Source organism: Nocardia sp. NBC_01499 (assembly GCF_045040275.1).
In the GTDB taxonomy this organism is placed as follows: domain Bacteria; phylum Actinomycetota; class Actinomycetes; order Mycobacteriales; family Mycobacteriaceae; genus Nocardia.
Map to the genome: position 1 here is coordinate 2,269,533 of NZ_CP109426.1, position 22,055 is coordinate 2,291,587.

General features: G+C 67.1%; 20 protein-coding genes. 5 read left to right on the plus strand and 15 right to left on the minus strand.

What is annotated here, in order from left to right; genetic code table 11:
- Positions 1-65: 65 nt before the first annotated feature.
- Positions 66-1,028, minus strand: a complete 963-nt coding sequence (locus OG203_RS10305; protein ID WP_405165454.1) for a GlxA family transcriptional regulator — start codon at positions 1,026-1,028, stop codon at positions 66-68.
- Positions 1,029-1,098: 70 nt separating this feature from the next.
- Here OG203_RS10305 and OG203_RS10310 point away from each other — a divergent pair, with 70 nt between their 5' ends.
- The 3 genes from OG203_RS10310 to OG203_RS10320 all read left to right on the plus strand — a co-directional run bounded on the left by OG203_RS10310 (position 1,099) and on the right by OG203_RS10320 (position 2,709).
- On the plus strand, positions 1,099-2,046 hold the full coding sequence (locus tag OG203_RS10310) for an NADP-dependent oxidoreductase (RefSeq protein WP_405165455.1): 948 nt from the start codon (positions 1,099-1,101) through the stop codon (positions 2,044-2,046).
- 73 nt (positions 2,047-2,119) lie between these two features.
- Positions 2,120-2,326, plus strand: coding sequence for a DUF5988 family protein (locus OG203_RS10315; protein ID WP_150406073.1), 207 nt, complete (start codon positions 2,120-2,122; stop codon positions 2,324-2,326).
- 119 nt (positions 2,327-2,445) lie between these two features.
- Positions 2,446-2,709, plus strand: a complete 264-nt coding sequence (locus OG203_RS10320; protein WP_405165456.1) for a metalloregulator ArsR/SmtB family transcription factor — start codon at positions 2,446-2,448, stop codon at positions 2,707-2,709.
- 150 nt (positions 2,710-2,859) lie between these two features.
- On the opposite strand, the gene OG203_RS10325 is transcribed toward OG203_RS10320, so the two are convergent.
- Both OG203_RS10325 and pdxT read right to left on the minus strand, forming a co-directional pair.
- Entirely contained in the window at positions 2,860-3,612 is a 753-nt protein-coding gene (locus OG203_RS10325; RefSeq protein ID WP_405165457.1) for a YebC/PmpR family DNA-binding transcriptional regulator, read from the minus strand.
- A 116-nt stretch (positions 3,613-3,728) separates the two neighbouring features.
- Positions 3,729-4,373: a pyridoxal 5'-phosphate synthase glutaminase subunit PdxT gene (gene pdxT, locus OG203_RS10330; RefSeq protein WP_405165458.1), complete on the minus strand. Its 645-nt coding sequence runs from the start codon at positions 4,371-4,373 to the stop codon at positions 3,729-3,731.
- A 219-nt stretch (positions 4,374-4,592) separates the two neighbouring features.
- Here pdxT and OG203_RS10335 point away from each other — a divergent pair, with 219 nt between their 5' ends.
- The gene (locus OG203_RS10335) at positions 4,593-6,284 is read left to right on the plus strand and encodes an APC family permease (RefSeq protein ID WP_405167819.1); all 1,692 of its coding nucleotides are present in this window, start codon (positions 4,593-4,595) and stop codon (positions 6,282-6,284) included.
- A gap of 77 nt (positions 6,285-6,361) precedes the next feature.
- Here the strand turns inward: OG203_RS10335 and OG203_RS10340 are convergent, their stop codons facing one another.
- On the minus strand, positions 6,362-7,180 hold the full coding sequence (locus tag OG203_RS10340; protein ID WP_405165459.1) for an acyl-CoA thioesterase: 819 nt from the start codon (positions 7,178-7,180) through the stop codon (positions 6,362-6,364).
- 524 nt (positions 7,181-7,704) lie between these two features.
- Between OG203_RS10340 and OG203_RS10345 the strand changes: the two genes are divergently transcribed.
- Entirely contained in the window at positions 7,705-8,301 is a 597-nt protein-coding gene (locus OG203_RS10345) for a hypothetical protein (RefSeq protein WP_405165460.1), read from the plus strand.
- 386 nt (positions 8,302-8,687) lie between these two features.
- Here the strand turns inward: OG203_RS10345 and OG203_RS10350 are convergent, their stop codons facing one another.
- The 11 genes from OG203_RS10350 to OG203_RS10400 all read right to left on the minus strand — a co-directional run bounded on the left by OG203_RS10350 (position 8,688) and on the right by OG203_RS10400 (position 21,897).
- Positions 8,688-9,422, minus strand: coding sequence for an SDR family oxidoreductase (locus OG203_RS10350; RefSeq protein ID WP_405165461.1), 735 nt, complete (start codon positions 9,420-9,422; stop codon positions 8,688-8,690).
- 242 nt (positions 9,423-9,664) lie between these two features.
- Positions 9,665-10,177, minus strand: coding sequence for a hypothetical protein (locus tag OG203_RS10355; protein WP_405165462.1), 513 nt, complete (start codon positions 10,175-10,177; stop codon positions 9,665-9,667).
- A 628-nt stretch (positions 10,178-10,805) separates the two neighbouring features.
- The gene (locus tag OG203_RS10360; RefSeq protein WP_405165463.1) at positions 10,806-11,699 is read right to left on the minus strand and encodes a LysR family transcriptional regulator; all 894 of its coding nucleotides are present in this window, start codon (positions 11,697-11,699) and stop codon (positions 10,806-10,808) included.
- 741 nt (positions 11,700-12,440) lie between these two features.
- Positions 12,441-13,361, minus strand: coding sequence for a pyridoxal 5'-phosphate synthase lyase subunit PdxS (gene pdxS / locus OG203_RS10365; protein WP_405165464.1), 921 nt, complete (start codon positions 13,359-13,361; stop codon positions 12,441-12,443).
- 443 nt (positions 13,362-13,804) lie between these two features.
- The gene (locus OG203_RS10370; protein WP_405167820.1) at positions 13,805-14,848 is read right to left on the minus strand and encodes an NUDIX domain-containing protein; all 1,044 of its coding nucleotides are present in this window, start codon (positions 14,846-14,848) and stop codon (positions 13,805-13,807) included.
- Positions 14,848-15,972 (minus strand): glycosyltransferase family 4 protein, encoded by a 1,125-nt coding sequence (locus OG203_RS10375; protein ID WP_405165465.1) that lies wholly within the window; start codon positions 15,970-15,972, stop codon positions 14,848-14,850. Before OG203_RS10375 ends, OG203_RS10370 begins: the two co-directional genes overlap by 1 nt.
- Entirely contained in the window at positions 15,969-17,054 is a 1,086-nt protein-coding gene (locus tag OG203_RS10380) for a phosphatidylinositol mannoside acyltransferase (protein ID WP_405165466.1), read from the minus strand. Before OG203_RS10380 ends, OG203_RS10375 begins: the two co-directional genes overlap by 4 nt.
- A 46-nt stretch (positions 17,055-17,100) precedes the next feature.
- On the minus strand, positions 17,101-17,808 hold the full coding sequence (pgsA, locus tag OG203_RS10385) for a phosphatidylinositol phosphate synthase (RefSeq protein ID WP_405165467.1): 708 nt from the start codon (positions 17,806-17,808) through the stop codon (positions 17,101-17,103).
- A 2-nt stretch (positions 17,809-17,810) separates the two neighbouring features.
- Entirely contained in the window at positions 17,811-18,386 is a 576-nt protein-coding gene (locus OG203_RS10390) for an HIT family protein (protein WP_405165468.1), read from the minus strand.
- A complete protein-coding gene (gene thrS / locus OG203_RS10395; RefSeq protein ID WP_405165469.1) occupies positions 18,383-20,434 on the minus strand; it encodes a threonine--tRNA ligase in 2,052 nt (683 codons plus the stop codon). Before thrS ends, OG203_RS10390 begins: the two co-directional genes overlap by 4 nt.
- A 308-nt stretch (positions 20,435-20,742) precedes the next feature.
- Positions 20,743-21,897, minus strand: coding sequence for a thioester reductase domain-containing protein (locus OG203_RS10400; protein WP_405165470.1), 1,155 nt, complete (start codon positions 21,895-21,897; stop codon positions 20,743-20,745).
- Positions 21,898-22,055 lie beyond the last annotated feature (158 nt).

Consider the following 22,055-nt stretch of genomic DNA (forward strand, 5'->3'; position numbering starts at 1 on the left):
GGTGGCGGCCGCACTCGCACTTTGCCGCCACCAGGTCCCGTTGGCCGTGGACGGCTCCTTCGTCGTTACGCGGGCGAGAGTTTGCGCGTGAAGGTGCGGCGGTAGGCCTGGGGTGAGACGCCGATCGCCTCGTGTAGGTGCTGGCGTAAGGAGGTGCCGGTGGCGAAGCCGACCTCGCCCGCGATCCGGTCGACCGTCATGTCCGTCGATTCGAGGAGGTGGCGGGCGCGGAACAGGCGCTGCTGGATCAGCCAGCGGCCTGGGCTCATACCGACCTCATCGCTGAAGCGGCGGGCGAAGGTGCGCTTGCTCATTCGAGCCTGGATGGCGAGTTCGTCGACGGTGAGTGGCAGGTGCAGGTTCTCCAGTGCCCATTGCCGCGCGACGGCGGTTCCGGCCGAGGTCAACGGCGGGACCGGCTGCTCGATGTACTGAGCTTGGCCGCCGTCGCGCCACGGCGGTATGACGCAACGCCTGGCCACAGCATTGGCGACCGCGCTGCCGTGGTCGCGGCGCACAAGGTGCAGGCAAACATCGATACCGGCCGCCGCACCCGCGGAGGTGAGGATGTCTTCGTCGTCGACATACAGCACGTCGGGGTCGAGGCGAACTCGCGGAAATGTGCGCCGGAAGAGGTCGGCCTCATGCCAATGCGTGGTCGCGGGGCGACCGTCGAGCAGACCGGCGGCCGCCGCGACGAACGCGCCGGTGCAGATCGCGACGAGCCTGGCATCGGGCCGGATCCGGGCGAGCGCGTCGCGCACCGGCTTGGGCAGGTCGCCGTCGAGGGTCATCGCGACGTCGCAGGCGGGCAGGATCACGGTGTCGGCGGTGTCGATGATGCTGCTGTCGTGCGCGACGGCAATCGAGTAGTCCGCGACGGTGCGCACCGGCTCGCCGTCGAGCGAGCAGGTGCGGACCTCGTAGCGACCACCCGCACTACCGAACACTCGGTTCGGGATACCGAGCTCGAACGGGTACACCCCGTCGAGGGCAAGCACCGCGATCCGATGAACCGAAGACGTCATGGCACGATCATATCGAAGAATGGCAATTGTGCCATTTCCTGCCAAGAGCAGGAACGGCAAACTCGGTGCAATGAGTGAAAACATGCGCGCGATCAGTCAGGACATCCTTGGCGGCCCCGAGGTCCTCACCGAAGTGCAACTACCCCGGCCCGTGCCAGGTCCGGGCGAGATTCTGGTCCGAGTGCGTGCGGCAGGACTCAACCCGACCGACTGGAAGCACCGGGCCATCGCGGGCGTCTTCCTGCCCCCGCCGCCTTTCGTGCTCGGCTGGGACGTCTCCGGCGAGGTCGCCGAAACCGGCATCGGCGTCACCCTGTTCCACCCCGGCGACGAGGTCTTCGGCATGCTCCCCTACCCGAACGGCCATGGCGCACTGGCCGAATACGTCGTCGGACCGGCGCGCGCCTTCGCCCGCAAACCCACGAGCCTGGATCATGTGCAGGCCGCCGCGATCCCGCTTGCCGCACTCACCGCCTGGCAGGTGCTGATCGACACGGCCGAATTGCAATCAGGTCAGCGGGTGTTGATCCACGCGGCGGCGGGCGGGGTCGGGCATTTCGCGGTCCAGATCGCCAAGGCGCACGGTGCTTACGTCATCGGCACGGCCAGCGCGCCCAATCACGATTTCCTGCGCGACCTCGGCGCGGACGAAGTGATCGATTACCGCACAGTCGACTTCGCCGAGGCGGTCCGCGACGTGGACGTGGTGCTTGATGTGATCGATGACGACAACAGCATCCGCTCACTGCGCACGCTGCGTCCTGGCGGCCTGCTCGTCACGTTGCGCCCGTTCGGCGATGTCGATCTGGCGGCGGAAGCGAACAAGCTCGGCGTGCGCGCGCAGCGCCTGCTGGTGGAGGACGACCACGCGGGCATGGTCGCGCTCGCCGGGCTCGTCGAATCCGGCAAGTTGCGTCCGACGATCGCAGGCACCTTCCCGCTGACGGAGGCCGCGAAGGCGCATGCGTTGGGCGACACCGGTCGTACCGTCGGCAAACTGGTTGTCACTGTGCCCTGACACCGAAACTTTTTCCGCGCGGCGCTTCGGTGAATCCGCGAAATCGGGGCGGTCACGCTTCTACCATCCGATGATGAGCACTGTTGTGAAGGCTGTCCTCGAGGGCGGGCCGAAAGACATGCCCGCGCGAATCGTTCCCATCACCCCGCCGGGGATCGAGTTGAAAGTCCCGTTCAAGGGTGGTTACGAACACTTCAAGGTGACCCGCAAGGAGAAGGACACCCCGGAGGGGCGGTTGCGTGTTTACGAGTGGTCCAGCCGGACCGAGCTCCCGAAGTGACGCGCGAATAATCGTCCTGTGCGGCCGGTCGGATCATCGACCGGCCGCCTTCCCTTTGGTCGCCAGGGAACAGCTGGCAACCATGAACAAAAGCGTAACCACTTGGTTACACTTTCCGGGTGGACGAAGTAGCGGGCGCGATCGCCGATCCGGTACGGCGGCAGATCCTGACGCTGCTGTGCGGGACCCGGCTCACCGCGGGTGAGATCGCGGCGCGGTTCGAGATCAGCAGGCCCGCAGTGAGCAGGCATCTGCGGGTGCTGCGCGAAAGCGGCCTGGCGCGTGACGAACTCATCGGCAGGCAGCGGTACTACGTGCTCGATCCGGCGCCGCTCACCGAGCTCGCCGACTGGATCGCGCGCTTCGACACATCAACGCACTAAGGGCGGCCCGCACTGGTGCGGACCGCCCCGATTTCGAGGACTACTACCCCTCGATGAAGCAGTACTACGAGAACCTGCCGGACTAGTCGTCTAGCTGCGCGAGGATCTCGCCTGAGATGTCGACCATCAGATGCGGCGGAGTTCTGCCCGTCACTCGTCGAGCTGGGCCAGAATCTCGTCGGAGATGTCGACGTTGGTGTACACGTTCTGCACGTCGTCGCTGTCTTCGAGCGCGTCGACCAGCTTGATCACCTTGCGGGCACCGTCGGCGTCGACCTCGACCGAGACCGAGGGCTGGAAGCCGGATTCGGCGGAGTCGTAGTCGATTCCGGCGGCCTGCAGCGCTTTACGCACCGGGATCAGGTCGCTCGGGTCGCTGATGATCTCGAAGGAATCACCGAGGTCGCTGACCTCCTCGGCACCCGCGTCGAGCACGGCCATCAGGACGTCGTCCTCGGACAGGCCGTTCTTCTCCAGCGTCACGACGCCCTTGCGGTGGAACAGGTAGGACACCGAGCCGGGGTCGGCCATGTTGCCGCCGTTGCGGGTCATCGCGACGCGCACCTCGCCCGCGGCGCGGTTGCGGTTGTCGGTGAGGCACTCGATGAGCACCGCGACACCGTTGGGGCCGTAACCCTCGTACATGATGGTCTGCCAGTCGGCGCCACCGGCCTCTTCACCGCCGCCGCGCTTGCGGGCACGTTCGATGTTGTCGTTGGGCACCGACGACTTCTTCGCCTTTTGGATGGCGTCGTAGAGCGTCGGGTTGCCGCCGGGGTCACTGCCACCCGTGCGGGCCGCCACCTCGATGTTCTTGATCAACTTGGCGAAGAGCTTGCCACGCTTGGCGTCGATCCCCGCCTTCTTGTGCTTGGTGGTGGCCCATTTGGAGTGGCCGCTCATTCCCTACTTCCTTCAGGTCGATGGCACGTTTGGTGATGTGTACCGTACCGGCCCGGCCGGACGGACAACTTCTCCAGCCTACTCGGCCGGTCATCGCGGTCTGAACGGCGCGTGAACTACGCGTCCCGGACCAGGTCCACGAACATCCGGTGCACGCGAAGATCGCCGGTGACCTCCGGGTGGAACGACGTCGCGAGCACGTTCCCTTGCCGCACTGCCACAATGCGGCCGGCGAACGGTCCGTCGGGCACCGTCGCGAGCACCTCGACGCCATCACCGACGCGCTCCACCCACGGTGCCCGGATGAACACCGCGCGCATCGGGCCGTCGTCGAGTCCTTCGAAGTCGAGGTCGACCTCGAAGGAGTCGACCTGTCGTCCGAAGGCGTTGCGGCGCACCGTCATATCGATGCCGGACAGGTGCTTCGCGTCGGGCCTGGTGTCGAGCACCTCGTCGGCGAGCAGGATCATGCCAGCGCAGGAACCGAAGGCGGGCATGCCATCTCGCAGTCGCGCGCGCAGTGGCTCGAGCAGTTCGAAGACCTCGAGCAGTTTGCTGATGGCGGTCGATTCGCCGCCGGGCAGTATCAGCGCGTCCACCGAGGCCAGCTCGGACGCGCGCCGGACCAGCACGGGTTCGGCGCCGCAGTGGGCCAGGGCGGCGATGTGTTCCCGCACATCGCCCTGCAGGGCGAGCACGCCGATGGTCGGGCCGGTCGGCGCGAGGTCGGCGGCGGGTGCGGCGACCGGGGAAGCGTTCACGTCGGAAAGTTTACGAGCCGCCGCGGTGTGGGCCTGCTCACGGTCTCCGTCAGGGTTCCGTCAACGAGAGGGTCGGTCGGCCCGAAACAGGTCGACACTCACAGAGTGATAGCTGTGTTGCCGCGTAAGGTCCCCGCGCCGCGTGGAGAGCCCAATACTGTCCGTCCCCGCCGGGGCCTCACCGTGCCGACCGGATTGGCGGGACTTTCCCTCGACGCGATGGCCTCGGTGTCCTACGGTCCCGAGGCCATCGTGCTGGTGCTTGCCACCGCAGGCGGTGCCGGGCTCGGCCTGACCCTGCCGGTGACGCTGGCGATCGCCGCGGTGCTCGCGGTGCTCGTCGCCTCGTATCGGCAGGTGATCGCGGCGTTCCCGAACGGTGGCGGTGCGTACGCGGTGGCCAAAGCGCACCTCGGGCATCGCACCAGTTTGACCGCCGCCGCCTCGCTGATCATCGACTATGTGCTGAACGTCGCGGTGTCGATCGCCGCCGGTGTCGCGGCGCTCACCTCGGCGTTTCCCGCGTTGCTTCCGTACACGGTGTGGTTGTGCGTCGCGATTCTGGTTGGCATCACGGCGTTGAATCTGCTCGGCATCACCGAGAGTGCGCGCGCGTTCATGGTGCCGACCGTCATCTTCGTGGTCGGCATCTGCACGGTGATCATCGCGGGACTGCTGCGTTCGGAACCCGCGAGTGTCAGCGAAGGCACCGCGACCGTGCTCGACATGCACACGGTCGGAGTTCTGTTGCTGCTCAAGGCATTCTCCAGCGGGTGTGCCGCGTTGACCGGCGTCGAGGCGATCGCGAACGCGGTGCCGAGCTTCGAGGCGCCGAAAGTTGTTCGCGCGCAACGTGCCGAGGTCGCACTCGGTGCGCTGCTCGGTGTCATGCTGATCGGGCTCGCGTTGCTGATCGAGAAGTTCGAGGTGCATCCGATCGATGGCACCACGGTGCTCTCGCAGTTGACCGAGGCGGCGCTCGGACACGGAATCGGTTACTACGTCGTCCAATTCGCGACCGTTGTGCTGCTGGCGCTGGCCGCCAACACCTCGTACGGCGGGTTGCCGACGCTGACCAAGATCCTCGCCGACGACAACTGCCTGCCGCATCGGTTCGCGGTGCGCTCGCCGCGCGAGGTGTACCGGTACGGCGTGCTGACCCTCGCCATCGCCGCGGGTGTGCTGCTGATCGGCGCGAACGGCAATATGAACGCGCTGGTTCCGCTGTTCGCGATCGGGGTGTTCGTCGGATTCACCATCGCGCAGGTCGGTATGGTTCGACACTGGCTGATCGCCAAGACCTCGGGCTGGCGTTGGCGGATGGCGCTCAACGGGTTCGGCGCGGTGCTCACCTTCGTCGCCGCGATCGTCACCACCGCAATGAAATTCACCGAGGGCGCCTGGCTGATCGTGCTGATCCTGCCCGTGCTCGTGGTCGGGATGGAACGAATTCGCGACACCTACGGCAAGATCGGCGCGTTCCGCCGGTCCGACGAGGTACCGCCGCCGCCTCGGCCGCGCGACGCCGTCATCGTGGTGCCGGTGTCCGAGGTCTCCGACTTGAGCTGCGAGGCGCTGTCTGCGGCGCTGTCGATCGGCAAAGACGTTGTCGCGGTGCATGTTTGCCTGCCCGGCGAGTCGGTCAAGGCGTTCACCAAGGCTTGGGAGGCGTGGCATCCCGAGGTGCGCCTTGTGCTGCTCGAAGACAGCGACGCGACGGTCGGCGGGCCGGTGGCGCGCTACGTCAGGGAGAACTTCGAGGGCCGCCGCAAGGTCGTCGTCATCGCCGAGGTCGACCCCCCGGTCGGCTGGAACCGCGTCCTACCCAGCCACCGCAGCGACGAACTCGAACGCGTCCTGCGCCGAATGACCGACACAGTGGTCTGCCACCTGCGCGTCCAGGTGGGCTGAAAGCCTGAACGAATTCAGGCGGCCGCGGTGGTGTGAGTCGGCCACACCCACACCACCGCGGTCGACAAAACCTTCGCTCAGTCGCGGAGATTGCGGATGAGGCCTTCCTGCACTACCGCTGCGACGAGCTGACCTTCGCGGTTGAAGATCTTGCCGCCGGTGAGGGCGCGGCCGAAACCCGCGGACGGGGAGGCCTGGTCGTAGAGAAGCCAGTCGTCGGCGCGGAAGGGGCGCAGGAACCACATCGCGTGGTCGAGCGAGGCGTTCTGGGTTTTCTCATCCGGGTGGGTCACCTTCGACGAGCCGAGCAGGGTCATATCGCTCATGTAGGCGAGGGTGCAGACGTGGAACAGCGGGTCGTCGGGCAGCGGATGCCGGTAGCGGAACCACACCTGCTGTTGGGAGACGACGCCCTCGCGGCGAGCCACCTGGTCCTGCGGCACCGTGCGGATATCCCAGTGCTCCCACTCGCGCATCGCCCACAGGCGTTCCGGGCTCAGCGTGGTGCTGGCGTCGGGGAGCTCGTCGGGCGGCTGCACCGCGGGCATCACGTCCTGATGTTCCGGGCCCTCGTCACCGAGGTGGAACGACGCCGACATCGTGAAGATCGCCTGACCGTCCTGCACGCCGGTGACCCGCCGGGTGCAGAACGAACGACCGTCCCTGATCCGCTCGACGAGATACACCGTCGGCTGGTCCGGGTTGCCCGGCCGCAGGAAGTATCCGTGCAGCGAATGCACCTGATACCGCGCTTCGACCGTCCGCACCGCCGACACCAGCGCCTGGCCGGCAACCTGTCCGCCGAACGTGCGCGGAAGCTGAGTCTTCGTGGACGCTCCACGGAAGATGTCGCGCTCGAGCCGCTCTATCTCCAGCGCCTCTTCGATTGTCGCCATGGGCTGAGATTAACGCGCCACGCCGTCCGGCTCCTCCTCGGCCGTCAGGTGATCGCCCAGCAATGGATTCCGGTCTCGGCCGCCTGACCCCGGTGACGAGGGCTGTGCTTCACGCCGATCTGCCGCACTCCTCGGACGACCACCCCGCGACGAACACGCAGCCGCACACCGCCGATAAGCACCGCGCAACGAACACGCGTCCCTACCCACACCGCGACAAACACCGCACGACGAACACCAACTTCGCCGACGCACAGCGCGCGATAGACCATGCGACCGCACGCACCGACAAACACGCGCTTCGCCGACAAACACCGCACCGATCTGCCGCGATCCGCCAACAACCACCACGCGACGAACACTTGTCCGCACACACACCGCGCGACCAACGCCCGTCCAACCGCACAACCGCCGTCCGACGAACACGCCTCCCCGCACACACCGCCGAGAACCACCGCACGACAAACACGTCCGCACCCACACCGCCGACGACTACCGCCCCAACGGTTTGCTCTGATGGACCGGTGCCACAGTTCGTTCCGATCACCCAGGACGCCCTCATTGAACGTCTCATCGAGCGCGTCCGCACCATGCCCGGCCATCGAGTGATCGCGATAGACGGTGCAGACGCCGCCTACCCCGTCGACCTCGCCCGCCGAGTGGCCGCCGCATTGCGCGATACCGGTAGACCCGCAGAGGTGGTTTCGCTGCACGACTACGTCCGCCCGGCCTCGCTGCGCGTGGAATTCGGCCGCGACGAGATCTCCTACCGCACTTCCTGGTTCGACTACGACGCGCTCCGCCGCGAGGTCATCGACGCCTTGCACACCGAGGGCCGCTGGCTCCCCGCCCTGTGGGACGAGGCAACCGATCGTTCGGCCCGCGCGACCATCCGCCCCGCTCCCGCCGACACCGTCCTGCTCATCGCGGGCCCCATGCTCCTGACCCGCTCCCTCCGGTTCGACCTGACCGTCCGCCTCGACATGTCCGAACCGGCTCTGCGCCGCACCACCCCACCCGAAGATCAGTGGACCATCCCCGCCCTACTCGAAACCCCCACTACCCCAACATTCTTCGCCCGCTGGGACCACCCCGACCGCCCAGCGCTCCGCCTCGACTAACCCTCCCCCGTCCTTGCTCTCTTGTTTCGAAGCGGCGCTGCCCACCTAGTAGTTAGATGCGCATATCCACGTAACCAGATGCATCCAACGGGACATGAGGGCGGCTCCACTCGCACTTTGCCGCCGCCATGTCCCGTTGGCCGTCGCTACCACCGGAATTCGCCGTCTCCGCGATCACCGGCAGCTCCGTCGACTACTTCCACCAGCACGTTTTCGGCCGCCCGGTCGGCAACCCCACCAACCATCCCCGTGGACCGACGTCGACTCCTGGCCGGGCTCCCCTGAATCGCCGCCGCCGAGCTGACCACGTTATGCATCCACTTCTCCCGGCCCGTGCGTGGCGCACCATGGAAAGGCGCTCTCGATGTTGCCGCCACCATGGGCCACTAGACGAGGCGATGGCCGCCGTCGGCGTGCAGGACGGTGCCGGTGATGAACTGGTTATGCATGACGGCGAGCATGGCCTTGGCGATTTCGGCGGGTTGGCCGATGCGGCCGACGGGGAGGCGGGCGGCAAGTTGTTGGTGGCGTTCGGTTTTGGCGTCACCGGCGATGGTGTCCCAGATCGGGGTGTCGATCCAGCCCGGGGAGACCACGTTGACTCGGGTGGGCCCGAGTTCGATGGCCAGGGCGTAGGCGAGGGATTCGAGGGCGCCGTTGGCGGCGGCAACGATCGAGGAGCCAGGGGCGGGGCGATAGGCGGCGATGCCCGAAGTGAAGGTGAGCGAACCGCCGGGCACAATCCGTGCATGCTTGGCAAGTAGTGCGGGCCCGATCAGCTTGGCGTCCAAGGTCTTTCGAGCCAACTCGAGGTCGAACGACGCGATCGGCTGATACACACCCTCGACATCGACCGCGGTCGTCACCACATGATCGATCGGACCGACCTCGCTGAACAGCCGCTCGATATCAGTCTCGCTGGTGATATCGGCGACGATCGAACGCACCGTGCCCGGCCCCTCGGGCACCGTACGTTCCGCATCGGCCAGCCGCTCGGCCGACCGGCTGGCAATGATGACCTCCGCCCCTTCCGCCACGAGCGCGGCGGCCAGCGCCAATCCCATACCGGAGCTGCCGCCGACAATGACGACTCGTTCTGTTGTTGTTGCGCTATCTGTCATCCCTCCACCCGACCACCGCACCGATCGAGTGTCCATGTCGCACTATCGAATTCGCGTTAGCGTCAAACTAACGCCGCAGGTCAGCCCGCACGAAGGCCCCACGTGGCCCCGCACGACAGACCGCGCACACTGCGAGCGCGCCCCTCTCCGCGACTACGACTTCGACGCCGCGCACCAATTCGCTTGCCGCGCACTGAATCGCTGACGGTTCAGTGCGCGGCGGGGCAGCAGGGGTGCGGGGGTCAGCTGGTGCAGGCGGGGGACTGCTGGTTGAGGTTGGTGAGGGCGGAGCAGGCCCATGACTTCTGGACCTTCCACTTGCCGCCGTCGAGGACGAAGGGCACGTCCACTGGGTTCTCGGTGCCGTTGATCGTCAATTTGCCTTGGGCACTTACGGAATCGCCGAAGGCGGTGACTCCGGTGATCTCGGCCTTGGCGTTCGCGTCCTTGTACGCTTGAGCGAGGCGGTTGGGCAGGTCGGGGTCGGCCTCGATGCCTTGCACGAGGTCGAGCTTCTCCGCGCTCGGCACCGCTGGGTCGAGCGCCTTCTGCAGCAGGAGGTTCAGCTCATCGACGGTCGGCGGGGGTGGCGTGTTCGGGTTGGCAGTCGCGGGCGTGCCCGGGTTGGCAGTCGCGCTGGTCGTGGTCGACTTCGGCGGATCCTTCTTGTCGTCGCTGCCACAGGCCGTCAAGCCAAGTGCGGCCACGACGGCCAAGCCAGCGATCGCTACGCGTCCGGTCTTACGAAGTTTCAACTGCTCGTCCTTTGCGTTCGGCTGGTACATCGACGGTGATGCGGCACGAACTGCCGACGCGGCGGTCGACATGCATCGAAATGTCAAGCTACCCAGCACAATTGTGAGAACTGTAAGACGATCGTGTGGGCGCGGTGAAGAGTCGGTCAAATACGGCCGTATCGGGTCGAGACGTCGAGTAAAAGGCTAGTCGGTTCCACATAAGACCGCTGCTGAATCGAGACCGCCGGCCGCCATATGCCCACCGGCCGACGAGTTCGAGGGTCGGCGGGAACGAGAGCCTCTCGGTCCGCACATCGGCCGTCAGCTCGACAACGAATGCGTCGATCACACGGTCGAGCTTGTCAGTGTCGACGAACCACCCACGGTCACCAAGCTGGTGGCCGTCGACGGCAAACTGACCCGCAACTCGACCGAGAGCGGATCGCTGAACGGCCCGCACAGCCGGTTCCTGGCAGACAGGCCAATCACGACAAGGTAGCCCAAAACTGCTGCCACACAGCGTAATCAGCTACAGACGGCGGACACTCGCCAATGGGGGGCGGCGACCAACACACGCACAGCCAGGTTCTTGACAGGCACACCAAATCGCGGCGAAGTGACCACAAAAGTCCGCCATGCAGCGTAATCAGCTCGGGTCGGCGGTCGCCCGCCAATGGGGGTCGGCGGTGAGCACGTCGACCAGCGCCCGCACCGCCGGGTTCTTGACCGGTACGCGCCAGATCGCGGCGTAGGTGACCGCCAAGGGGCCGCCGTGCAGTGGTCGCCAGACCAGGCCGGGGCGGTCGGCGGCGCGTGACGAACTGAGGCCGATCGTGTCCGGACGTAAGGGCAGCACTGCCAACATTTGCGCGTGTCCCATCGCGCTGTCGCTCAGCCGGACGTGGGCGCCTCGATCCCGCAGCGCGCGCAGCAGTTCGTCGTGGAGTCCGGCGGCCGATTCTCTGGCGAAGAGGATGAGTTCCTGATCGGTGAGATCGGTGGGGTCGATCTCGGCGGAATCGGCCAGTGGATGGGCCGATGAGATCAGGACGCCGAGGTTCTCACGCGCGACCGGCCGCTGGGCGAAGCGGTCGGGTAGCGCGACGGGCGCGCGCACGAGCGCCAGATCGACCTCGTCGTCATCGAGCAACCGAACCTGGTCGGCGGTGGTGCCGCCGGTGAGCACCATGCGGGTCCCTGGCGGCAGCAGTTCCTCGATTCGTGAAGGGAGCCAAGGGGGTAGACCGTTCAGCAGTCCGAAGCGAAGCACCGGCGCACCAGTGGCGGACGCACGCCTGGTCTCCCGCACCGCCGCATCCACCGACCGCAGCACCTCCTTCCCGGTGCGGAACAACACCTCCCCCGCCGCCGTCAACTCGACCCTCGGCTCCCGACTGAGCAGCGCCCCACCCATCTCCCGCTCCAACACCTTGATCTGCTGACTGAGCGTCGGCGTGGAAATGAACAACCGCTCCGCCGCCCGCCGAAAATGCAATTCCTCCGCCAACACAACGAAGTACCGCAATTGACGCAATTCCACGACTACCTACACCCGTCCACACTCGATCAAACGACGCCCTCCCGCCAAACCATGCCGTCGACGCTACCGACAGCTGCACCCTTTTGATTCCCTGCACCCAAAATTCCAGGTGCGTGACATCAAAAGTCGTGCGGCGCTGTACATTTCGCTCTTACCGCACCGCCGACACGACCTCCGAGACGTCAACGACAGACCGGCCACGATCGACACGCAAGTCACGAGTCGCTCTCGCGCCCGCAAACGCCGCCCACCTCTACCGGCCGCCGCCAACACCATCGACCCCACGAAATCCGCAACGCACCCACAACGACCACGCACACCACAAGCCGCAACGATCTTCAACGCAACCGAGGCATACGCCGACGCACCTGCTGCGCGCCCCACGAACCGCAGCCATTTCCAACGCGACAGACCGCAGCACCACTCCTGACATGCGCCGACACACCTCCACGTAGCCCGCAACGCACCCGCCGCGATCTCGCGCACGCCGCGATCTCCCACCCGCGCCGACCGACACCCCACTCCCGACATGCGCCGACACACTTCCGCGCAGCCCACAACGCATCTGCCGCGATCTCGCGCGACACGAACGCCGCGATCTCCAACCGGCCGACCGCCGCACCACACCCGACATGCGCCGACACACCTCCGCGCAGCCGCAACACACCCCCAACGCACACGGGCAGGGACTCAGCTGAGTCCCTGCCCGTGAAGTTCAAATCGCCCGCGTAAGGCGCGCAATCACCAACCGCGTTCGGCCAGGCGGTGGTCGACCGGCAGTTCCTCGACGTTGATGCCGACCATGGCCTCGCCGAGTCCGCGCGACACCTTGGCGAGGACGTCGGGGTCGTCGTAGAACGTGGTCGCCTTGACGATGGCGGCGGCGCGTTCGGCGGGGTTGCCGGACTTGAAGATGCCGGAGCCGACGAAGACGCCTTCGGCGCCGAGCTGCATCATCATCGCGGCGTCGGCGGGGGTGGCGATGCCGCCGGCGGTGAACAGGACGACGGGCAGCTTGCCGGTTTCGGCGACCTCGCGGACCAGCTCGTAGGGGGCCTGCAGTTCCTTGGCGGCGACGAACAGTTCGTCGGCGGGCAGCGAGGTGAGCCTGCGGATCTCCTGACGGATCTTGCGCATGTGCGTGGTGGCGTTGGAGACGTCGCCGGTGCCTGCCTCGCCCTTCGAGCGAATCATGGCCGCGCCCTCGGTGATTCGGCGCAGCGCCTCACCAAGGTTGGTGGCGCCGCACACGAACGGAATCGTGAAGTTCCACTTCTCGATGTGGTTGGCGTAGTCGGCGGGGGTGAGCACCTCGGACTCGTCGATGTAGTCGACGCCGAGGCTCTGCAGGATCTGCGCCTCGACGAAGTGACCGATGCGGGCCTTCGCCATGACCGGGATGGAGACGGCGGCGATGATGCCGTCGATCATGTCCGGGTCGCTCATCCGGGACACGCCGCCCTGGGCACGGATGTCGGCGGGCACCCGCTCCAGCGCCATCACCGCGACCGCACCGGCGTCTTCGGCGATCTTGGCCTGGTCGGGGGTGACGACGTCCATGATCACCCCGCCCTTGAGCATCTCGGCCATGCCGCGCTTCACGCGGGCGGTGCCGATGGTCTGGGTGGTGTCGGGCGTCGTCACGGCAAACTCCTGGGTCATCTGCGCCAATCGGGTCGCAAGGGATTGAATCGACCTAATTCTAGGCGGGCCACCCAGGCCACTTGATAGCCAGTCGGAGATGACTGGCCTTGTCAACTACCAGGCGCTCTGTCCGCCGACCGCGCTCACTGGACCGGTCGGCGAGGCCATGAAAGCCGCAGCGGGGAACTTTCGCCGCCCACCGCTAACTTCCGGCGGCGACTCAGAGCGGGCCGACAACCAGCAACTGTGCCCAGTACTCGGCCGCGGCGGGGCCGACGAGCGGCAGCAGGAAATCGAACAACAGGTAGGACATGTATTACGTACCTCCGCACACCGAGCATTTCCCCCCACCGCGGGCGGGGGCCGCGACACCGGATTCGAGTGCCTTGCGTCAAGCACTACCCAGAACGCGACAATTCAGTCGCGACCGTAGCACGATCGTGAAACACATCACACCCCGCTCAGCGGATCGAGCGGACCTCGGGATGGGCGACACCGGAGGCGGCCGCAGCGGCTTCGGGGAGCAGTTGGTCAAGGTTGTACGGGTAGACGGTCTCACCGGAACGGTCCAATTGGATGATGTCCTCGGTGGTGCACCATTTGTTGCCGGAAATCGAGCGGCGTTCGATGGTGGTCAGGTTGGTCGCCCGCGGTTCGTAACCGCGCACGCGCAGGGCGAAGAACAGTTCTTCGGAGCGGATCAGGTCACCGTCGAAGGGAAACACCGCGACGCGGCGCCAGATCGGGCCGCGCAGGCTGTCCGGATCGGCCTGGTGCCCGGTCTCCTCGTAGAGCTCGCGGACGGCGGCATCACGCAGGGTCTCCCCCGGGTCGACTCCGCCGCCGACGGTGAACCAGAATGAGACGTCGGGGGTGGTCGGATCGTTGCCGCGCATCAGCAGGGTGCGGTCCTGTTCGTCGAACAGCACGATGCGCGCGGTGGTGCGGGTCGTGTCGACGGTGAGACCGGTGGACGCGGCCGGGGTGGCGCGCTCGGTGATCTCGAAGTAGGTGGGCAGCGGCGCGGTACCGCCGAGGTGCAGGATGCGCACCGACCGCCGGGTGCGCAACGCCAGGGTGTCGCGAACCGCGTCGTTGTGGAAGCGGCGCGCGATGAGCACCCGCGCCTCGGCATCGGCCAGCTCGGCAACCATCTGCGGACGCAACTTCGCGATGTCGATCGTCGACAGCGCCCCGGAGAGCTGGTTTTCCACGGTCTCGCGATCAGCGCGCCCGACGCGTTCGGCCCGATCGGCCAGCAGCGCAAGGACTTTGGCCTGATCGGCAAGCACCGGATCGACCACCGGGTCGGCGATCGCCATCGCGACCGATCTGGCCACCACGGCCCGCCGGGCCAGCGCCGCGTCGAGCGCCTGCCAGGACTGGTCGGAGCGCACGTGCAGCCGGTCGAGCCGGTTGGCGGTGGAGTAGGCCCAGAGGCCGATCGCGACGATGACCGCCGCGATCAGCGCGAGAACGAGAACCGTTGTCGCGGAGAAGGTGATCATCCGGCGGCCCGCACCCTGGTGTCGCCGACGGTCACCGTCTCGTACACCCGCAGGATCTGCTCGGCCACCACCGGCCAGTCGTACTCGCCGACCACCTGGGTCGCGGTGTCGACCAATCCGGCCCTGCGACTGTCGTCGGTGAGCATGCCGTCGATGGCCTTCGCGAGCGCCGCCGAATCACCCACCGGCACAAGCACACCCGCCGCCCCGTCGCGCAGCACGCGGCGGAAGGCATCCAATTCGCTTGCCACCACGGCGGTTCCGGCGGCCATCGCCTCGATCAGGATGATGCCGAAGCTCTCGCCGCCGAGATTGGGCGCGACGTAGACGTCCGCGCTGCGCATCGCCGAGGCCTTCTCCGCATCCGACACCTGACCGAGGAAACGCAGGTGCCCGGCGAGCGGGCCCGCCTCGCGGCGCAGCCTGTCCTCGTCGCCGCGCCCGACGATCAGGATCTCCAGGTCCTTGTGCTTGCGCACCAGCGCGGGCAGCGCGCCGAGCAGCACGTCCATCCCCTTGCGCGGTTCGTCGTAGCGGCCGAGGAACAGCACGGTCCGCCCCGCGCGCGGGTAGCCGGGCAGCATCGGGGCGCGCGCGAACGCGGGCACGTCGACACCGTTGGGAATCTCCACCGCGTCGGAGCCGAGCGCCTCCACCTGCCAGCGCCTGGCCAGCTCCGAGACGGCGATCCGCCCGCTGATCTTCTCATGGTACGGCCGCAGCACCCCCTGAAAGGTGCTGAGCACCAACGACTTCGTGGTCGAGGTATGGAAAGTGGCGACGATCGGACCCTCGGCGATCTTCAACGCGAGCATCGACAGGCTCGGCGCGTTGGGCTCATGGATGTGCAGCACGTCGAAATCATTGCCGTCGATCCAGCGGCGAATCCTGGTGTAGGCCATGGGCCCGAAGGACAGTCGCGCCACCGATCCGTTGTACGGGATCGCGACCGCGCGACCGGCCGACACCACGAAATCGGGCAGCGGTGTGTCCTCCGAGGCGGGCGCGAGCACGCTCACCCGGTGCCCGCGTTCGATGAACACCCGCGCCAGTTCGACCACGTGAGCCTGCACGCCGCCGGGGACGTCGAACGAATAGGGACAGACCATGCCGATCTTCACGGGGCGCCGTCCGAATGAGCCGTCGTGTCAACGTTTGCCGTGCCGTTCGGGGTCGCCGCCGCGTCCGCGCCCGGTGCCGCGTCCAGATCGATGGCTGCCTGCGACGCCGCCGAAACACCCACGCCCGCCGCCGTATTCGGCTCATCATGGGCGGACCGCGCGGCCGCGATCCGGGCAAGCCGCGCCTCGGACAGGTCGCTTTCCCACTGTGGTTGCAACATGTGCCAATCCGCCGGGTGCGCAGCGATATTCGCCGCGAACCGGTCCGCCAGCGCCTGCGTGGCCGCCGCGACCCCGCGCGAAACATCAATGGGCTCGTAGACTTTCATCCCCCAGCCCTCCGCGCCGTCGTCGGTGAACCAGGTGTGCACCGGCAGCAGCGGCGCCCCGGTCTCGATGGCCAGCTTGGCGGCGCCGGCGGGCAGCCAGGTGCGCTCGCCGAAGAAGGTGACCGGAACGCCACGACCGGTGAGGTCGCGCTCCCCCATCAGGCAGATCGCCTTGTTCTCCCGCAACCGCTTCGCCAGCTGCACGAACGGCGGCTGCTCGGCGCCGGTCAGCGGGAACACCTCGAAGCCGAGGCTTTCCCGGTAGGCGACGAACCGCTCGAACAGCGACTCCGGCTTCAACCGTTCGGCGACGGTCGCGAAGGTGCCGTGATTCTGCACCAGCCACACCCCCGCCATGTCCCAGTTCCCGGAATGCGGCAGCACGAGGACCGCCCCGCGCCCTGCGGCCAGCGCCGCCTCCAGGTGCGACTTTCCTTGCAGCACAAGTCCGCCGATGGCCGCGTGGTCCATCGACGGCAGCCGGAACGCCTCACGCCAGTACCGCGCATAGGACCGGACGCTCGCCTGGATCAGCTCGTCCGGCACGTCCGAGGGCGTGCCGCCGATTACCCGAGCGAGGTTGCGCCGCAACTGATTCGGCTCGCCACCGGCCCGGAACGCGCGATTCGCCTTGCGCGCGACGCGATCACTGCCCCAGTCGAACAGTCGCCGCGCCGTCGACTCGGGCAGTGCCCGAACCAGCCGCCAGCCCGCCGCGTATCCGACGTCGCTCAACCGCTCCCCGATACTCATGACCATTGCCCCGTTTCCTGCACCACACCGCCACGATATGGCGGTCTCACGTTGGCAGCTCCGTCGCGTTCGCCGGTCCCGCCGTAGGGTTTTCGGGCCGCGCCGGTCGCTGAGTAGGGGTGAGCACGTCACGCGCGCCCGGCGAACTCCGCACCGCGAGCACCCGCTGGAATACCGTGACGATGCTCAGCACAGCAAGGATCCACATCGCGACGTGCACGGCGTAGGTGAGCCAGTTGAGACCCCAATACCCACCGATACCGGTGAACCCGGCGCCGACGAGCACGATGATGAGACGGTCCGGCCGCTCGATGATCCCGCCGTCGGCGGAGAGCCCGCTGGCCTCGGCGCGCGCCTTGGCGTACGAGATCACCTGCGAGGTCACCAGCACCACCAGGGTCGCGGCGAACAACGGCTTGTGATGCTCGTGGAACACCGCCCACCACGCGAGGCCGCCGAAGATGGCGCCGTCGGCCATCCGGTCGCAGGTGGCGTCGAGCACCGCACCGTATTTCGTGCCGCCGCCGCGCGCCCGTGCCATCGCGCCGTCGAGCATGTCGAACATGACGAACAACCAGATCACCATGGTGCCCCAGAACAGGTGTCCGCTCGGGAACAGGGTGACCGCGGCGGCGATCGACGCGGTGGTGCCGATGACCGTCACCGCATCCGGGGTGAGCCCGGTGCTCACCAGCGCTTTGCCCAGCGGCGCAGTCGCTTTGGCAAACGTATCGCGGCCGAAGAAGCTCAGCACTTCTAGTGGACTTCCTTCCAGGCTGCCGACAGCAGCGCCCTCGTCTCGCGGAGCAGCTGCGGCATCACCTTCACGCCGCCGACCACGGTGATGAAGTTCGCGTCGCCACCCCAGCGCGGGACGATGTGCTGGTGCAGGTGGTCGGCCAGCGAACCACCCGCCACGCCACCGAGATTCAGCCCGACGTTGAAGCCGTGCGGCTGCGACACCTTCTTCATCACCCGGATGGCCTGCTGGGTGAACGCCATCAGCTCGGCGCTCTCGGCCGGGGTGAGGTCCTCGAGGTTGGCCACCTTGCGGTAGGGCACGACCATCATGTGGCCGGGGTTGTACGGGTACAGGTTGAGTACCGCGTAGACCAGCTCGCCGCGGGCGATGACGAGACCGTCCTCGTCGGACATCTTCGGGATGTCGGTGAACGGATGCCCGGTCGAGGCGGGGCCGGTCGAGGCGGCCTCGGAAATGTAGGACATCCGATACGGGGTCCACAGCCGCTGTAGCCGGTCCGGTTCGCCCGCACCTCGGTCCACGATGCCGCCCTCGGCGTCATTCAGCTCGGGCGCCGCACGTTCAGTCATTCCGCACCCTTGATCTCGAAGCCCTCCGCGGTCGGCGAAGCGTTCTCCCGGTTCGCGATCCACGCCACAATGGTGGCCACCGCGTCGGCGACCGGCACGCCGTTCACCTGAGTGCCGTCACGGAATCGGAAGCTGACCGCGTCGGCGTTCACGTCCCGCTCGCCCGCGAGCAGCATGAACGGCACCTTCTGCGCGGTGTTGTTGAAGATCTTCTTCTGCATCCGGTCGTCGCTGCGGTCGACCTGCGCGCGCACGCCCGCGTCCCGCAGCCGCTCGATCACCCGATCCAGGTGCGGCGCAAAGGCTTCCGCGACCGGGATGCCGACCGCCTGCACCGGCGAAAGCCAGGCCGGGAAGGCACCGGCGTAGTGCTCGGTGAGCACGCCGAAGAACCGTTCGATGGAACCGAACAGCGCGCGGTGGATCATCACCGGCCGCTGCTTGGTGCCGTCGGAGGAGGTGTATTCGAGGTCGAACCGTTCCGGCAGGTTGAAGTCGAGCTGGATGGTCGACATCTGCCAGGTGCGGCCGAGCGCGTCCTTGGCCTGCACGGAGATCTTCGGGCCGTAGAAGGCGGCGCCGCCCGGATCGGGCACCAGCTCGAGCCCGGAGGCCTCGGCCACCTTGGCCAGGGTCTCGGTGGCCTCTTCCCACATGTCGTCGGTGCCGACGAACTTGACCGGGTCCTTGGTGGACAGCTCGAGGTAGAAGTCGTCGAGGCCGTAGTCCTTCAGCAGCGCGAGCACGAACTGCAGGGTGCTGGTCAGCTCGGCGTGCATCTGCTCTTTGGTGCAGTAGATGTGCGCGTCGTCCTGGGTCATGCCGCGCACCCTGGTCAGGCCGTGGATCACGCCGGACTTCTCGTAGCGGTACACCGAGCCGAATTCGAAGAGCCGCAACGGCAGTTCCCGATACGACCGGCCGCGGGCCCGGAAGATCAGGTTGTGCATCGGGCAGTTCATCGGCTTGACGTAGTAGTCCTGGCCCGGCTTGCGGACGGTGCCGTCCTCATTCAGCTCCGCGTCAAGGTGCATCGCGGGGAACATGCCGTCGCGGTACCAGTCGAGGTGGCCGGAGACCTCGAACAGGTGCCCCTTGGTGATGTGCGGGGTGTTGACGAATTCGTAACCCGCGGCGACATGCCTGCGCCGCGAGTACTCCTCCATCTCCTTGCGGATGATGCCGCCCTTGGGGTGGAACACCGGCAGGCCGGAGCCGAGCTCGTCGGGGAAGCTGAACAGGTCCAGTTCCAGGCCGAGCTTGCGGTGGTCGCGGCGTTCGGCCTCGGCGAGCAGGTGCAGGTGTTCTTCCAGCGCCTCCGTCGATTCCCAGGCGGTGCCGTAGATGCGCTGCAGGTCTTCGCGGTTCTGATCACCGCGCCAGTAGGCGGCCGAGCTGCGGGTCAGCTTGAACGCGGGGATGAACTTGGTGGTCGGGATGTGCGGACCCCGACAAAGATCGCCCCAGAGGCGTTCGCCGGTGCGCGGATCGAGGTTGTCGTAGATGGTCAGCTCTTTGCCGCCGACCTCCATCACCTCCGGATCGTCGATACCGGACTTGTCGCTGATCAGCTCCAGCTTGAACGGCTCCTTGGCCAGTTCGACGCGGGCGTCCTCGACCTCGATCACACGACGCGAAAACCGCTGCGCGCCTTTGACGATCTTCTTCATCCTGGATTCCAGCTTGGCCAGATCCTCCGGGGTGAACGGCTTGTCGACCTGGAAGTCGTAGTAGAAGCCGTCCGTGATCGGCGGGCCGATACCGAGCTTGGCCTCCGGGAACTCCTGCTGCACCGCCTGGGCAAGCACGTGCGCGGCGGAATGCCGGATGACGCTGCGGCCGTCCTCGGTGTCGGCGGCGACCGCCTCCACCTCGACGTCGGTGTCCGGGATCCAGGACAGGTCTTTGAGACCCTCCGCGTCGCGCACGACGACGATGGTGTCCGGGCCCTTGGTCGGCAGCCCGGCCTCGCGCACCGCGGCACCCGCCGTCGTCCCGGCCGGAACCCGGACGAGGACGGCGGGGTTGTTGCGGGCTGAGGTGGTCACGACGGTGCTCTCCTTGGAGTTTCTCGGGTGCGGTGGATCATGGCCGGGACAAGCGGTGTGCCCCGGCGCGACCATGCTATCGGCATGCCATGACCAACGCGCACACGCTCACCCGGCTAGTCCGCCACTGCGGGGTTTCAGGGCACACTCAGGTGGGTCATCGCCCCGCCGGTTGGACTACGCCGCGGTCCCGAACGATCGATATGCGGCGTATCTCGACTCGCGCACGTCTGGGATGTGAGCCGCTGGATACGCGCCCGCCGCATCCTTGTATTGCTCAGCAGCTGACGGGTTGATGCGGTCCGGGGTTATGCGGCGGGGTTCGGCAGGAAGCCGATCTCGGTCAAATGGTCCAGGTGGCGGTCGATCAGGTCGGCGGTCATCGGGGGACACGTTATTCCGGAGCCGGACAGGGCTCGGCGGGTGGTGGTGTCATCCCACTCGCTTGTCCCGGGCCCGGTCATCTGGCTGAGGATTAGGGCTCGGGCCATCCCCATATCGGTGCGGGCGGCCCTGGAGAGTTCGACGACGAAGTTCTCGGGTGCGACGATCTCGACAGGAAAGCCGTTGGCGCGCAAGCGATCCAGGACCGCTTCTAGTGTGATCGAGGTGTGGTTGACCAGGTGATGTACCGGTGCCCGCGCGCCGATGCGTGGGTGCTGACCGACGGTGTGGGCGATCGCGGAGGCCACATAGTCGGCCGGGACCAAGCTGATGGCCACGTCGGCGATTGCTGGTGCCACGCCGAGGCGGGCAATGGCGCGGATGATCGTCCAGAATGCATCATCGGTGCCGGTCGCGCCGGTCGCGGCCGCGCCGCAGATGCGGTCGGGACGGTGGATCAGCACCGGCAGACCGCGCGCGGCGGCCTGAGTCATCAGGACTTCGGCCACCCACTTGCCGAGCACATACCCGTCGGCATTGCCGGGCAGGCCGGGGACGATCTCGCGGACCGGAGTGTCCTGTCGGGCCGCCACCGAAGTGGTCGACACGAAATGCACCGGGATCGTGGCGCTCCGGCACGCGAACCGCAGAATCTCCACGGTGCCGGTCACATTGGCCGCACGCAGCCGCTCGTAGGGTTCGGCGTGGTTGACCCGAGCCCCGTTGTGGACGATGGCATCGGTGGTCTCGGCCAGGCGTTGGTAGTCAGCGGCGGTGAGGCCGAGCCGTGGCGCGGTGAGATCACCGGGCACGGCCCCCACGTTCCGCATGGTGGTCTCGCTCCACAGCCGGTGCCGCCGCAACGCCGCCTCGACCCGCCGCTGAGCCGCCACCGGTCCGGTCGCGCGCACCACACACCAGACCCGCACCCCGAGCCGGTTTACCAGCTCGTGCACCAGATACGCGCCGAGAAACCCACTCGCACCGGTGAGTAGAACCGTTCGCAGCTCATCCGATCGCCGAGGGCCTGGCACGATGGCTGTGTCGAGTACAGTGTCCGCCAGCGCACGCGCTGCCACGGGCGGTTGATGTCGATAGCTTCTGAGCGGGCCGCGCAGCTCCTCCAACGATCTCGGACGTCCAAGTAGCCCCATTTTCACCCGCCCCGCTCGGCATCGGTATGAGCCGAGACTATGGGCAAGGATCAGCAGTCGCCAGACCCGGATTCCTCTGCCCC